This window comes from 'Nostoc azollae' 0708 (assembly GCF_000196515.1).
Lineage (GTDB): Bacteria > Cyanobacteriota > Cyanobacteriia > Cyanobacteriales > Nostocaceae > Trichormus_B > Trichormus_B azollae.
The window spans coordinates 372,433-387,241 of the sequence record NC_014248.1; the positions used below are offsets into that span (position 1 = coordinate 372,433).

At 37.5% G+C, this 14,809-nt stretch carries 8 protein-coding genes and 4 pseudogenes; 3 read left to right on the forward strand and 9 right to left on the reverse strand.

What is annotated here, in order from left to right; translation table 11 throughout:
- Nucleotides 1-175: 175 nt before the first annotated feature.
- The 6 genes and pseudogenes from AAZO_RS01745 to AAZO_RS36330 all read right to left on the reverse strand — a co-directional run bounded on the left by AAZO_RS01745 (nt 176) and on the right by AAZO_RS36330 (nt 4,994).
- The gene (locus AAZO_RS01745; RefSeq protein ID WP_338027153.1) at nt 176-787 is read right to left on the reverse strand and encodes a cyclase family protein; all 612 of its coding nucleotides are present in this window, start codon (nt 785-787) and stop codon (nt 176-178) included.
- Nucleotides 788-1,791: 1,004 nt separating this feature from the next.
- Nucleotides 1,792-2,651: pseudogene (locus tag AAZO_RS25695) on the reverse strand (IS701 family transposase); the annotation flags it as partial.
- Between the two features lie 67 nt (nt 2,652-2,718).
- A pseudogene (locus AAZO_RS28290) lies at nt 2,719-3,684 on the reverse strand (IS701 family transposase).
- Nucleotides 3,685-3,910: 226 nt separating this feature from the next.
- Nucleotides 3,911-4,069 (reverse strand): annotated as a pseudogene (locus AAZO_RS36325) (IS701 family transposase); the annotation flags it as partial.
- Between the two features lie 50 nt (nt 4,070-4,119).
- Nucleotides 4,120-4,380 (reverse strand): hypothetical protein, encoded by a 261-nt coding sequence (locus tag AAZO_RS25700; protein ID WP_049790511.1) that lies wholly within the window; start codon nt 4,378-4,380, stop codon nt 4,120-4,122.
- A gap of 356 nt (nt 4,381-4,736) precedes the next feature.
- On the reverse strand, nt 4,737-4,994 hold the full coding sequence (locus AAZO_RS36330) for a helix-turn-helix domain-containing protein (RefSeq protein ID WP_338027154.1): 258 nt from the start codon (nt 4,992-4,994) through the stop codon (nt 4,737-4,739).
- A gap of 706 nt (nt 4,995-5,700) precedes the next feature.
- Between AAZO_RS36330 and AAZO_RS01775 the strand changes: the two genes are divergently transcribed.
- The 3 genes and pseudogenes from AAZO_RS01775 (at nt 5,701) to AAZO_RS01785 (ending at nt 12,930) form a co-directional block, all read left to right on the forward strand.
- Complete coding sequence (locus AAZO_RS01775; protein WP_013189962.1) at nt 5,701-8,259, forward strand: dynamin family protein; 2,559 nt, start codon at nt 5,701-5,703, stop codon at nt 8,257-8,259.
- Between the two features lie 74 nt (nt 8,260-8,333).
- A pseudogene (locus AAZO_RS01780) lies at nt 8,334-11,745 on the forward strand (molecular chaperone).
- Nucleotides 11,746-11,841: 96 nt separating this feature from the next.
- Nucleotides 11,842-12,930: a hypothetical protein gene (locus AAZO_RS01785; protein ID WP_041639225.1), complete on the forward strand. Its 1,089-nt coding sequence runs from the start codon at nt 11,842-11,844 to the stop codon at nt 12,928-12,930.
- 54 nt (nt 12,931-12,984) lie between these two features.
- Here AAZO_RS01785 and AAZO_RS01790 read toward each other — a convergent pair whose 3' ends face one another.
- The 3 genes from AAZO_RS01790 to AAZO_RS01795 form a co-directional block, all read right to left on the reverse strand.
- Nucleotides 12,985-13,173: a hypothetical protein gene (locus AAZO_RS01790; protein WP_013189964.1), complete on the reverse strand. Its 189-nt coding sequence runs from the start codon at nt 13,171-13,173 to the stop codon at nt 12,985-12,987.
- Nucleotides 13,174-13,563: 390 nt separating this feature from the next.
- On the reverse strand, nt 13,564-13,707 hold the full coding sequence (locus AAZO_RS34755; RefSeq protein ID WP_187289683.1) for a hypothetical protein: 144 nt from the start codon (nt 13,705-13,707) through the stop codon (nt 13,564-13,566).
- A 305-nt stretch (nt 13,708-14,012) separates the two neighbouring features.
- The gene (locus AAZO_RS01795) at nt 14,013-14,738 is read right to left on the reverse strand and encodes a cytochrome b/b6 domain-containing protein (RefSeq protein ID WP_013189965.1); all 726 of its coding nucleotides are present in this window, start codon (nt 14,736-14,738) and stop codon (nt 14,013-14,015) included.
- Between the last annotated feature and the right edge of the window lie 71 nt (nt 14,739-14,809).

The window sequence follows — 14,809 nt, forward strand, 5'->3', positions numbered from 1 at the left end:
CTATCTTCATCAGGACTAAATCTTAGCTGAATCTAGATTTACATTGATAGTTAATATGATTCATTTGCCCTAATCTAGCAGAGTATTTGTCTCTATAGCAATCTTACCTGATCTGAAAAAACTATTACATTTAGGCGTAAAAAACTTGTACAAATTAGCACTCAAAACAATGGTATTACCGCAGCGGGAGAACTAGAACCACCCCGCAACCTGAGAATACCAATGACCAAGAAGGAAAAGAGATAGTAGTGCCTTGAGGCGGTAGTTGCTCTAAATTGGTGAGGTTTTCTAAGACAATCGGTTGTTTTGCCAAGACCAAACGATTAGTAGTAAGATTATTATCTTGTCCAGAATCTACACCGTCTGTATCAATTCCCACTTGAGCAATTTGCCTTTCGGTAGTTAAAAACTGGGTGGCATCATTGCCAAACCCTGGAATTTGCATATTTCGGCCTGCATCCTGGTTTAAGAATCCGTTTTTATCCAGCCATTTAGTTTGCGAACCCGTATAAAGTAGCAGGACATTTTCAGCAGAAATAGTCCCAAATTCTGCTTCCCATGCCAAAATATCAGCCACAGTTAAAAGATAATCAGGATTTGCTGCAGCTTGTTTACAGATATCTATGACTACCGCAGGTACTACCAGCGACTGGGCTGAGTATTCGTCAATGCTGATACCGTTACTGTGAAAACTAATAGGGCCATTGATATGAGTAGCACTATGTTCCCCTAAAGAAAAACGTCGCAGATAATAGCCATCATATTGGAGTCCAGCAAGAGTAGTAATTTCACACTCGGATCACCAGTCCATTGCGGTATAGCTGTGTCAATCAGATGACTCAGGTGGATAACATGGGAGTAGGCAATGTTATTTTGGTTTTGGCGATGTATAATAGCTTTCCTCGCTGGATGGGCTACTTCATATCTTAATGATTGATACGCGAGATGAGATACAAGAGCCTGTCTACCCTACGGAAACGCTGTGCGAACAGACCTGAGAAGGATGATTCGACGTAGCTCACCAGCTGGGACACGATCAATTTTAATCACCTTAACATTTTCTATTATTACACTTACATTTTCTATTATTAAATTTAGTGGTTTCGAAAATTCACTTGATCGTTGATAGTGAATCGAATAACCTAGATGTAGCAAACTGCAAACATCCAAAGATAAAACTGCAAACAAGGCAATTTTGAAACCAAATTAACTGCAAATAAAGGGGGTCTCAAAACCAGATTATTTGCAAATGAAACTGCAAACATAATTTTCAGACGGCAAATAACGGGTTTGAAATCACATTCTGTGGCAATAAGCCGTAAAGCTGACTGTGATTGATTTACAGTATTTATGGTCACCAAACTGTCCAGAAAAAAAGAACTTTTACACCAGACACATATGTCTATTTCGCGAAAAATGAACTGAACACAAATAAAACAGAGAAATTCTGGATGTGGGATTTCTCATATTAATTTAATTTCCCTCTGACGCATACAAAGGAATTCCAGTTTTTAACATCTGGTCTCTCAAATCTTGGGTTCGACTAGGAGACAATTGAGCATGTAGAAAAGAATTTACCTCACTTACACGTGTATTTAATAATTCAGATAGTACTTTAGCAGTGTAACCATGCCATATTAAGCGAGGTTCTAAATAGCTAAGTTCAACAGTCAAGACAGCTTCAGGCATATCAAGGGTGACAGGCTTAGTTGCTGCTTGGTAAGCATCTTCAAATGCCCTTTGTAAATAATGTAGGAGTTACGCATTGACAAAAAAACTCATCCATAAGTATTAAGCAGCACCAGCATTGGTAAGATTTTCCAAAATGTAGTCGCGCACAACTAAAGTGAATAAGTTCCTTTGCAATTAATACCAATTAGAAATTATGTTTTCAGAGCGCATTATTTCTAAACGAACAAATGCTTGAAGTGAACAAAATATCTGTGTTTCAATTCCTTGGCTATCTCTAACTATAAATCGAGAAATTCCACATACTTGTTTGATGGCTCTATGAAAACTTTCAATCCCCCAATGAGTATCATGAATTGTCACAAATTCATGGTGATTTGATTGAGAGCTTCTTGATCTGGTAGATACACTATATAGTCTCTAGAGTCTTCTTTTTTGAAGTCTTGTCTAAACAGTTTGATCAATCCAAATGCTCTCAAATGAGTTATCAAACCTTCATCGAGAATTTCTAAACTCCTTAATAGACAATACTTTTCCAGTTTATTTGATACGGTTCTATTTTTCTCAATCCCAAATAGAAAACCCAATTTCTGGGTCTTTAAAAATTTTCAGATTTCTACCCCTGAATACCAACTATCTCCTGTAACTATTCTTGGTTTTACACTCCAATCAATCACTTCCTTGAGCATTTCCTAACAATAATCCTTCTTCGTCTTTCCCTCCTTCTTGTCGTATATTCTGTAATTTATTCATACTGAATTTCCATACACATTACTGTAGTACAGTGTGATTAAATTTATCCCTTTGATGCTCTTATGATATTTCCCAGACCAAAAATAACTGATTAATTCTGCATTTTTTGGGTCACTATACAATTTCTATACTACTGTGTTATCTACACTTGGAATCCCTCGTACTATATTTATGATTTTCTTTACTGTATCGAATAAATCTTTCGGTTCCTATCAGGACTTACGCAACTGGCACAAATAGCGGGCGGGATGTAGCCCTGGCACGGAACAATTGGACTCAAACCAAGCACATAGGAAGACTTGGGCGTTTTAGTTGCTGAATTAAATAATTACAAAGGAATCTATGCTTGATCTGATAAACAGTTTGACCAGTTTGATAGGCTAGATTCTTTAATCTAATCCAAACCAACATTGCACAAGCAATATGATTTATTTGAAGCCTAGCTTTACGACATTGACAAGATTCAATGCCAGTTATTTGTTTAATCTCTCGGTGAAAATCCTCAATTTCCCAACGAATTTTACACACCTCTTGTACAACATTCGTAGAACTTTGAGATAAATCCTTAGTAGCGACATAATCCGTTCTGTTGGTAGAAACAGCAACCCGGAATAGTTTCACTTTTTTCTGAGCGGGAAACCCTTTAATTTTTATAATTTTACCACATTCTAACTCTTCAGTACTCCATTCTCATAATTCAATAGGTTTATCTTTTTCTTTGGCAAATGTATCATCAACTAACCGATCCTTTTTTAAAGGGCAATAATAAATTTTGTCTAAGCTATCAATATACAGCATGAGACTGTTTAGTGCGTACCATGTGTCCATCAGAACAGTATTAAATGGGAAAAGCTGATGATACACCAGGTTTTGCAGCATATCTTTCACATGGTCTATCTTGGTTTTACCATCCACATCAGGATTAAAAATTCGGTAATCTATTACCCCAAATCTTTGAACTTTAGGATTCACATATACACAACTGACTACACCAATTCCTTTGAGTATGCCATGTTCATTACCACTATATTGTCTCCTCACCATCTCTATTTCTTCAGAATATCTTTTGTCTAAAACACTATCATCAAATATGATGTACCCATTACCATCAGGTTCTACTACCTCTTTCACCTTATCCCATAGTGAACGAGATGTTAACTTTTCGGTTTTTAAATAATAGTTAATTGCATTATAGCTAATACTTTCTAAATGCTCTGCTAAATTAGTAATTGTATAATTAATTTGACTACTTCATAAGTATTGGCAGTAATCAAGTTTAGTAAGTCTCATTACCGTCAGGAACATTTATCTAATACAATCTCCTACCTATTTTCTCATGAATATTTCAATAATGTTTCCTGTTGCAGCTACTTCTGATGGGTTGATAAAGCTTTCCATATCCGATTTATTTAATACCGATGTACTATATTTCACCCATCGCCTGTCCCAGTTGCCTAAGTCCTACCTATCTCTCTGTGAGCAATAATCTATTCACACTGTCATGTGAAACGTTTTCCAATATCTCTGCCAATCTACAACATCCCCCATGCTTTGGTTCTGATAGCAAAAACAGAGTGTAATGTTCCAGATTGCATTCTGTTGTAGAAGGTTTGGTTATTTCTCTAATTCTCGGACACCTGCTAAGTAAATGACATTTTTTATCACTACACTATTTTGCTACTTTATCAATGCGTAAGTCCTATAATGTTCAATTTGCAATGGAGTCGTCAATCGTTCTGCTAAAAATGCAATTGCTTCATTGGTAATCAAATCTTCAGGCAGATAATCATCGTGAATACAGTCGCTCAACAGCCATTTTATATACTCAACCTGATGTCCCCTAATACCTTCTAAACTAAAAATATTGGTTCTAGCACCAATCTCTTCCAAAGATGGTCGGCGCAGATCGTTTTTTAACTTGGGATGTCCCAGTAGCACTACAGATAAAGTGCAACCATTCTGACGTACTAATTAAATTAAACGCCTAATCTTGACTAACGTACTAGCATGAATGTCATGAGCTTAATCAACAAAAAGCACTACAGGCTTAGGGCATTTTTGAATTAAAGCTAAAAATTTCCGTTATCTTAGTTCTGGTTGAGTCAGTGCTTTAGCATCCTTTTCTGTACTTAAATCGCAAAACAAAGTGGTATTCTTGGTATGCAAAGCCACTACAGTCATCCACAACACTATAAAGTATTAACAGAGGATGCCCCCTCCCTGGTTCTATCCAGGCTGGTGCTTTAACCTGCTTGAGGTCTGATGGACTGAGGTCAAAATACCAACATTGATTGCTAATTCTGCCTGGCAGCGAACAGCAGGTCGTTGTTGCAGGAGGGTATCGCGGTCGTAACCCCATTTGTTGAGATAAAGATTGACGGTGGTTGGTTTGAGCAAACTTTATCGTGGCTCTTGTGGAGATGTTTGCGTTCTAACCAGTCGTAGAGGGTGGAAGGTGAACAATCGACGAGTTTAGCAATTGAGCGTTTGCTGATGCCTTTAGCTAGATAACTGCGAATTTCGGCTTCCCTTATTTGCCGTTTGAAAGTTATGTTTGCAGTTTCATTTGCAAATAATCTGGTTTTGAGACCCCCTTTATTTGCAGTTAATTTGGTTTCAAAATTGCGTTGTTTGCAGTTTTATCTCTGGATGTTTGCAGTTCGCTAAAGATAGGGACTATTATCTTTTTTTAGGAAGTTTATGAACAAAAAGCTCATACTGAATTGACTTGCCAGTTCCTCAATTTTTACATCGTTTATATCTACACTGGGTCAAATTAATCCTGCCCATGCTAGTATTAATTTGACCCAGAGATCAATCCACACTAATGACGGTCATACTTGTATCACCAATCCTCACAGTCTCAATGACTTTGTATGCATTCGAGATTCAGAGAGAGATCCAAAGGCTGCTCCTGCACAAAAATCGAGGATAGTCTCATCGCAGCCATCTGATAACACAATTGCAGAACTTAATTTTACAGAAGAAGAAAGCGAGGCCGCAATTACGATATTTAAGTGTAAGTGCGCCCTTTTTGCATCAATTTTTCACGACAGTTACGTGGGACTGGCAACCTACTATACTAACCTCTAAAGACACAGGGCTGGCAACGGCTTTCAAACTCCCGTGCTGCCTTCGTAAAAAATAAATCAGGAGTTTTTCAATTTTTAATTATTTCCTGGTTGCACCAAAAGTGGAGGTTTTCATTTTTTGTGCTATAACCCACACAGAAAATGAACTTAGACAGAAAACCACTCTATGGAACCAGACAAACTAGCCAGGTTTAAAGAGTACGGTGAGTTTATCCTCCGTAAAATTGACTCTGTACCCCAACGTCCTTCCCAACAAGAAGATTGGGTTCCGACCAGCCTTGATGATTGTCTTATGGGCTTAAGAGAGGCTGCACAGAAGACTTTAGAACTGGCTACTTCACCCGTAAAAATCGGTGTGATGGGTGAATTTAGTAGCGGTAAGAGTTTGCTACTGGGTAGTTTAATTGGTTATGCAGATGCTTTGCCAGTGAGTGAAAATCCTACAACTGGAAATGTCACCGCTATTCATATTAAACCACAGGAGAGTTTTGTTACCACTAAGCTAGGTAATTATGCAGTAGAGTATTTATCTCATGAAGGTGTGAATGAGTGTTTACACTTCATGTTAGGAGAAGCAAATCGTCGCGCTACAGCAGCCGGACTGCCATCTTTACAAGTATCTAAAATTCAAACTGGGAAAGATATTTCTAACTGGTGCGAAGAAGCCTGGAAAAGCTCAAATAATTTAGAATTACGCTATCTGTTGCGGGAGTTACTTTTATTCCTGCGGGCTTATCAAGCTTATGGTGAGGCCTTGTGTAGTAAGCATTATCACATTGATGCGATTACAGCCTATGAAGGGTTACAACTCACTGAAATGCCAATGGCGATTCAAACTCTTAAATTTGAGGATATACCATCGGCACATATTCGCTTACCCAGTGCGCCCCAAATACTGGAAACTCAATTACTACAAAATAGTTTTCCCTTGATTCGTCGAGTTCATCTTGAAGTAAAAATATGCAGAGAAATTTGGGATTTAACTGGTGCAGAAGAATTTGTACTGTTAGATTTTCCTGGCTTGGGTGCAGCTAATTCTGGGGCAAGAGACACTTTTTTATCATTGCGAGAATTGGCACAAGTACAGACAATTTTAGTATTGCTGAATGGTAAATCACCGGGGAGCGATCACGCTAACAAAATTTTCACCATGATGCAACAGCAACGACCAGGACAAGATTTAAAAGATTTAATTCTTGTTGGTGTGGGACGCTTTGATCAATTACCTTTAGACAGTGAAGGTAGAGAAAGAACTCTTGATTTCTTAATTGAGGATCATCCCAATGCTCAACCTTTACAAACAGATGTAGTTTTTCAGAAGTTGAAAGTTCTGCAAACCATTATTGATGGTGCAGATGCTTTTACAACCGAAAAAGACCGCATTGTTTTATTATCTCCATTGTTAGGATTAGCTGAATTAGCAAAAAGTTCTACTACCATTAAAGTCGGTTCAGAGCAGTTCCTCGCTAATCTAGATTATCCTGATTATCTAGATCGCTCCAAACGATTACAACAGAAATGGGGTAAATTAAGCGAACGTTTACTAACAACAGACCCTGGTAATTCGCTGGGTAGACAATTAAATTACTTTGCTCAAGATGGTGGTATTAATAAACTGCGAGAATTAATTCAAAATCATGTTGCTACTCACGGTTTAAAGCAATTATATAAAGATACTCGGAGGTCGGCTGATGTTATTCGTCAACAACAGGAACAACTAAAAGATATCATAGCTGAAATTCATGAACAAGGTATACCTACAGCAGATAATCCAGCTTTAATTCAATTGAGCTTAGCAATTGAGAGCTTAGAGAAAACCTACAGAAGCGTTCAAAAAGATTTGGGTAAAGAACCACTTAAAGACCGACGTGGTGTGGTTGTCAGTGATGTAATTAAAGATGAACTGACTTTTAGAATTCTCAATTGGAGTCAGTGGACTTTTTTATTTAATAAATCCCAAAATGGTACGATTGCTATAGCAGAATCTAAAGGTGCAGCCGGAAAATTATTTGACCGAGGGAATAGAGTTAATAACTCTCTACCGACCAAGAGTGATGACTTTTATCCAGAGTTTGCCAAAACCGTTAAACAACTAGAAGAATTTGCCCGCGAGCGCATTTGCCAAGCAGTGGTAGACCTGTTAAATAAATTAGCCCATCAAGTAGTTCTAGAACGGGAAAAATTACAGGTGATTCTCAACCCAGAAATGGAAGAATTTATTGAAGATAAATTTGGTGTAGAAGCAGCAGACTTATTTTATAAACTCCTCTTGGGATGTGACCCCAACCAATGGAAAGAAGCGATTATCTTAGAAATCAACAACCAAGATAAATCAATTTCTCCAGAAATCATGTTTCCCCTGGCACGACAAGACGAAAAACACACCATTGGGCAAATATTTGATTGGTCTCCTGACAGAAATCAAATTTCATCTCGTACTGCTAATCATCAACTTTTTGTCTTGCGGTTGCGAGATGAAATAACAACTAGTGCCAGTCTTCACCTTGTCCAATATGTCAGCGAAGTTAATCAACAAGTGAATGCAGAATTAGAAGGAATTTTAGATCAAATAATTCCTAATTTGCAAAACCTCTCTAAAAAAGAAGAGCTACTCAGATACATTGCTGCTGGAGACTTACCCCCAGAGTTAGCAATTTCCACTTGGTTAGAGATTCTTACTAAGATCGCCACAATTAACGAAAGTGATATTTATGAGTATCTTTAACAGATCAGTCATTAGTTATTAGTCAGTCGTTAGTTTCTTCACTGTCACCTGTCACCTGTTACCTGTCACCTATTATGCCTGTGGAAATTCGTCTTCCACCACGCTATCAACTGCGGGTTAAAGAAAATAAATGTTTAGATTTACCTGCTATCCAAATTGTTGCTACTAACAGCAATATTCTCCATATTTCTCGCATTATCTCGCATTACTTGTAGTGTCAGAGGAACAGCCACGGAACTAGCAGCAGAAATTCAAAAAACATATAAACACTTTAACTCCGCTACACCCCAAAAAATCTCTAACTTATGTCAACTAGGTCAATATCTTTGTCAGTTAGAAAAACCTTTAACCGAAGCAGTTAACTGTAACTTAGAGGTTATTGTTGAGTATTTTGATTCTGATATGACAGGAAAACCCATATTATCTATTCGTAAAAATATGGGAGTTTCTTGTAATCTTTGGTTTTTACAAAATTTGGAAACAGTCACAACGGATACACAAATGAAACCCTTTGAATTAGACACATATCTAAATAAATTAAGTCAGCAATTGAGTGAGAAACTCAATGAAAAACCCAAAAAAAGATTTCCTGGTTGGTTGGCTTTAGATTTTGGAACTTCTAACTCCACAGTTACACTTTTTGACCCCATTGAAGTACCAATTGCAGAAGTCTTACCCAGAGAACAAGAGTTAAGATTACGTCAGCGATTAGCAGAATGGTTAAATTCTCCTGCTACTTCTGCTTTACCAGATATTAGTGTTAGTGAGTGGGAAAGGTTTATCACTAATATTAGCAAAAATTTAGACATTGAACCAGAAAAATTAATTGACGTTTTTGAAAGTGATAACAAAGAGCAATTTTTAGAAGCAATTCGCCAAATTGAATTATGTTTAGGAAATAGTGATAGATTTCGCCGTGCTGTTAGCAAAAGACTTTATCAGATATATCACGAAGTTTTCCGTGTTCCCACCTTAGAATCACAGAATTTAATTCCTGTAGTCTTGGATATTGACAGACGAGATACAGAAATTCCCAGTGAGATGGAAGTTGATCAAGTAGAACCATTAAAATTGCAGATGGGTAGAGAAGCAAGGGACAATCGCAAAAAGGCGATCGCTCAAGGTACAATTAGTTCTGTTAAGGATATTATCAGCAGATTTCATCACTCACCTAAACGCTATTTTGGTCAAAATCGAACCTTTCCAGTTATCTTAGGTGGAGAAGAACAAAACATTGAAGTCAACCAATTAATTCAAGCTGCGTGGGCGCATTTAATTGAGTTAACTGAAGATTATCGCCAACGGGCTAGAAGAAGATTTTCAGAAGGCGATCTATTAACAGTAGTTGTCACCTATCCTACAGTTGCACCTCCAGTAGTTCGCAAAGAAATTAAAGCCCTAGTCGAAGAATTAGGTATGGATGATGTGCAAACTGCTTATGATGAAGCAGTTTCTGTGGCTATATTCTTTTTATGGCGAGAATTTGGTGGAAATCTGAATATTGGCATTGAATCTTTGAAAACTCGCTGTCGTCAAGAAAAGAATAAATGGTCACAAAATATTTTAGTCTTAGATATCGGTGGTGGGACTACAGACCTAGCATTAATTGAACTGACATTAGAAGATAAAACTCCCTTCTTTGCAGATAATGAAGATAGAGGTTTAGGTGGACGTTATTATAAACTTACCCCCAAATTATTAGGTTCTTCAGGACATTTACAATTAGGTGGTGAATTAATCACCTTGCGAATATTCCGGCTTTTAAAAATTGCACTAGCCGATTTTCTCTTAACAGCAATTACCACAGGTGATATCGAAAGTGACAAACTAGAAGACCTAATCAACTCCGAATTAAACGAACGCTTTCTAGAAGAGGGGAAATTTAAAAGTGGCAGTTTATTAAAATGTGTAGATAAAGAAAATCCTGAAGGTGATGTTGCTTTTAAAGATGCCTTAGACACAGCCGAAAAAGTATTACCTACCCGTTGGCAACAAGCACCACAACGCCTCCAAATATTTTACACCCTTTGGGATTATGCCGAAGCTGCAAAACTCAAACTAGGACAAAAATTACCAGGAGATGGTTCTTTATTAACTTTCACCCTTTCCGAACAACAAATTAGTGAACTACTTGCCCAAAGCGCAGTTAAATTCCAAATAATCATTCCCGATGCTATCTCCCTCACATTAGACAGTCAGCAATTTGAACGCACTGCAATTTCTGCGATTAAAGAAGCCATTGGTATTGCTAAAGGACTAATGGAAAGCCGTTTAGATTCGGAAAATAAACAAAAAGTAGATTGGTTAATTCTCTCCGGTAAAACTTGCAATCTCGACCTAGTACAAAAACAAATTTATCAGGAGTTTAGCAAATCTCCCTATTTTGTTTGGAACCCAGAACGAATTACCTTCGTTTTAGAATTTACCAAACTTGCCACCTCAGCCGGTGCTTGTTATGCCGAGAAACTACGCCGGTTAAGATTTGACCCCGAAGAATCTAAAAGCTTACTACGTAAAGGTGCAAACCAACTAGAAATAGATATCGAAAACCTCTTTTATTATCTACCTTGCAACTTCAAACGCAAAACTCAAAGCAACGAACTCCTGGCCATATTCAACGCCGGACAAGAACTTTATCAACTAGCACCTTGGGAAAGCATCGCCAAAGTGCGTACTAATTGGCAAGGTATCCAATTAACAAACATCATTTATCGTCAAGACTACGAAGATGGAGATTTACGCCTGTGGGGAAGCTACGATGGTAAAACATTAATGGAGAAACTAAACATGGAAGAACCAGAGTTTCTCAAGAATATAAAAGTCCAATTTGAAATTGACCAAACCCTGCAATTTAGCATTTCCCTTTGTCGAGGAAATGCCCATTATTTAATAGATGTTCATGGTATTGATCTCAATGATGTCATCTCAGCAGACTCAGAAACAGCCAATTTATTTACTGATGGTAAATTGAAGTGGAATATCGCCATTGAACAACCCCATAAAGACTTAACTGATGGTGATATTGCCATCAATGTCTTAGAATCAGCAACAGTTGATCAACCAGATGCTTATCATTTAGTATTTGCAGTTGATCATAATGAAAATACACCACTGCAAACATTTCACTATTTACACGATGGTATCAACGAACCAGGAGAAGGATTAATTAGTAATCCCTTACCCCCCTTCCCGCAAAATGGTCAACACACCTTCTATATCTATCAAACAGATAGCGAAACCAAGACCAAAAAATGGATTTGTATTGGCGGACTTAGCAAACCAGAGATCACCACAGATTACCCCTGTCAATATCATGTCACACTTGACAACAAAGGTATCTTGCGAATGCATGCTGGAGAAGTACCTTATTGGACATCACATAATCAAGAATGCCTTAAACAAGAAGGATGTGTTTATGGTGCCGAATTAGAATTACAACCTAATGAAATTGATAAAGAACGCGATCCCTTTTGCGGCATACATTAAATCAGTAATCAGTTATCAGTTGAAGAAAAAAAGATCCAAGAGTAAAAAGCTAATTAATTTTCTTCTACCCAATGCCCTCTCCTTATTATTGCCATGATGCAGCATTTACATCAACTATTTGCCACAGAAAACTCACAATTAGCCCAAGCTTTAAAATTTAGTTTATACGGACTAGAAGCAGTATTAAATCAAGCCTTGATAGAATATCCACAAGATCCAGGAAATGATTTATGTGAACAAGTGCTGCAAGAACTTCACACGCTTTTAAATCACACCCGAGTTACACACATTGATATTCATGATGAACCTAAATTAATTCAATTACATGATACTTTTAATTCTGACATAGAACTGAATTTTTATCTAGGAGATACACATCTCCAAAGTCAAAATGATGATGATTTATGGAATGAAATTCACCGTAAATTGTTGCGTGTTCCAGAATATTTAGCAACATCTTGGCGAAAACGCGCTTTAGAAATGGTTCAAAAAGTTGGTGCAACAGAAGATTATGTAAATCTTTACCACTTGCCATTTATCCGTGATGAAATCATCTACCCTGGACTAAATGGTTCTGTCCAAGCTAGAGGTTTATGTTTATCAAAAGAAGCCTTTTTAAAATCAGATATTGCTCAGACATATAATTATGAATATGTGCATTTACTAACAGGTTTTGTACTTCTATATATCAAATTGATTGAAATAGAACCTGATTTACATCATGCCTTAAAGAGTGTGTTTAGCTTTGATGTTGTTTCGTTAGATTCCGAGCCAGAACAGTGCCATCTTTATATTAAAGCATTGAGTGATCGCTTGGAACGAGTTCAAAAATATGAGGACAATACAGACCCCATCTTAAACTTACGTGCTTGGATTGACATGGATGAATCTATACATTCCCTAGTATTTGTTCCCCCAGCCGAACGTTATTCCTGGTGGGGAAACCTACAACAAGAATCACGGCGTATCCTCAAGAAATTAGCTGATAAAGCTATTCAAGCAGGTCATGACGTAAAAATTAGACAATTATCAGGACTCTATGCTGATATTTGCGCTTATTCAAAAGATGACCTCCAACTAGACTGCGGAGGTACACCAGGAGAAGTTTTAACTTGTTTGCGATTATACACACGAATTAATGAAGAACAAAATCCAGGGAGAGTCATATTTCGGTCTTTACGGTAAAAAAGGAAGACGTTCCCAAATTACCGCCTTCCTTATCCTTAATATTTTACCTATTTACTCCATACGGGGGCTGCCAGGAGTACTAATAGGTCTAGGTGGAGAAGTAGGCGAAGGATTCTTTCGGGCTAATTTTTGAGATAATAAAGTTTGGGGCGCGTTCATAGCTACAGAATCTTTAGGTATTGCAAAAGCAGCAGCAGTAACCAAAAATCCAGCTAAACTCACTAGTGCTAAATTCCTCATATTCTTATCCTCAAGGCTAATATGACCCTATTTTGCTCAATCCTCAAGTTCTAGATATCTCGCTATAGGTAGTCTTACTTGTGTGACTTTAGGTAGAAAACCACATCTATAAGAACTGCAAAATCTGTTGTTTAAGTAAGATGTAAAACAGAATATTTCCGTCTATTCGAACATATGTGAATCCTATAAAACCAAAAGTTACAGAGTTCACTTTCTAACTGGAGTTTAGACTAAGCTATGGAAAATGACCCAGCAGGGCTGAGTTGATCAGAGACGTAATGAAATAATAAATAATCTTGACTATTAAACAGTAACTGATGGTTCTTTAGGTGATCGAAGTCCTGTTTTCTACAAGTGCGAATCGGTTCTTACTCTGACGTTTTTTCCTGTTTACCAACCAGGAGACTTTCCCCGAGGTTTGGGTGCAGAGGTGGGAGTACCAATGACTGCAAAAACTCCACCCAACCCTTGAGCAACTCTTCCAGGGGTCAATTTATCAACAGACTGGACTTTCCGCACTTGTGATTCGTTCATGTCTTAAAGGTAATGCCCAACTCCCTTCACTTTCTCGTATCCAGGCAATTGTGCTATATCCCTGACCCATGGTTATTGGTTTATTTCCCACTATGAATATGCCACTATGTTCATAAGTTCTTTCTGAATCTATACAAGCTAATATCCCGTTTCCCTTTAAACAGTGGGGAGGAGTGCAAAAGAAAAAATTTGGTATAGAACTTGATGGTAGAAGTTGGGATGAATTGCTAAAATCTACCGCTCAAAAAAAGCAAGGTATCAGCATTAGTTAGAAACTAAACATCAAGGTGACTCAATTCCTTCACTCATTCCCCAGCAGAGAAAAACAATGGTAAAACAAATGCAGTTATTACACCACCCAATACAACCACCTCAATAATTCTTAAGATTAAACTACCCTGGACAAACTGATTAATTCCCGCCTGCAAATGATTGGGAAAATTACTAAACCAACCACGCAAACGACTAAACCAATTTTTAGGACTATCTTCATGGCGAACTTTCCATGACAACATTGATAATAACAACGGCGCACCAACCACCTTAGCAGACATCAAAACATGAATTGCTAAACAGCAAATCATAATCACCCAAGCTGTTAGGTGAAAATAATACCATACGTGATTAAGTTCACCTATCGGTAGCCATTCTTCCTTCATCATTCTGCCAGATATCACTGCCAAAACCGCAGCAATAAGCATCAAAGTATTTGTTAAACGTTGCAGACTTACCCACCAAATTGGTTTACCAACTTGTGAGAGTTTTTGTAAAAAATCTGGTTGTAATAAACGCTTTTCTCCTGCATGAAAGCTATAAAGAGTAAAAGCTGGTAATAAAAGTAAGAGAAATAACCCCACAGTACCATGAATATCCTGAATGGGATCAATTTTAGGAATTGGGATTTTGCCAAATCTTTTATCAAAAGTGTTGTAAACTAAGAAACCGCTAATAATTGCCGCAATTACTAAAATTCCACTGACACCATGCAGAATTCGCAACAACAAAGGTTGATAGGGTGCTGAACGATTCATAAGCTGATTGAAGATGTTTTGAATGCGCTGATTAAATTGCTCTAGATATGCCATCAAACATATCTAATATA

What these genes read in the sequence shown, in the direction of transcription:
- AAZO_RS01775 (WP_013189962.1), top strand. Translation starts at nt 5,701, where the DNA reads ATGGAACCAGACAAACTAGCCAGGTTTAAAGAGTACGGTGAGTTTATC.
- AAZO_RS01785 (WP_041639225.1), top strand. Translation starts at nt 11,842, where the DNA reads ATGCAGCATTTACATCAACTATTTGCCACAGAAAACTCACAATTAGCC.
- AAZO_RS01790 (WP_013189964.1), bottom strand. Translation starts at nt 13,173, where the DNA reads ATGAGGAATTTAGCACTAGTGAGTTTAGCTGGATTTTTGGTTACTGCT.
- AAZO_RS34755 (WP_187289683.1), bottom strand. Translation starts at nt 13,707, where the DNA reads ATGAACGAATCACAAGTGCGGAAAGTCCAGTCTGTTGATAAATTGACC.
- AAZO_RS01795 (WP_013189965.1), bottom strand. Translation starts at nt 14,738, where the DNA reads ATGAATCGTTCAGCACCCTATCAACCTTTGTTGTTGCGAATTCTGCAT.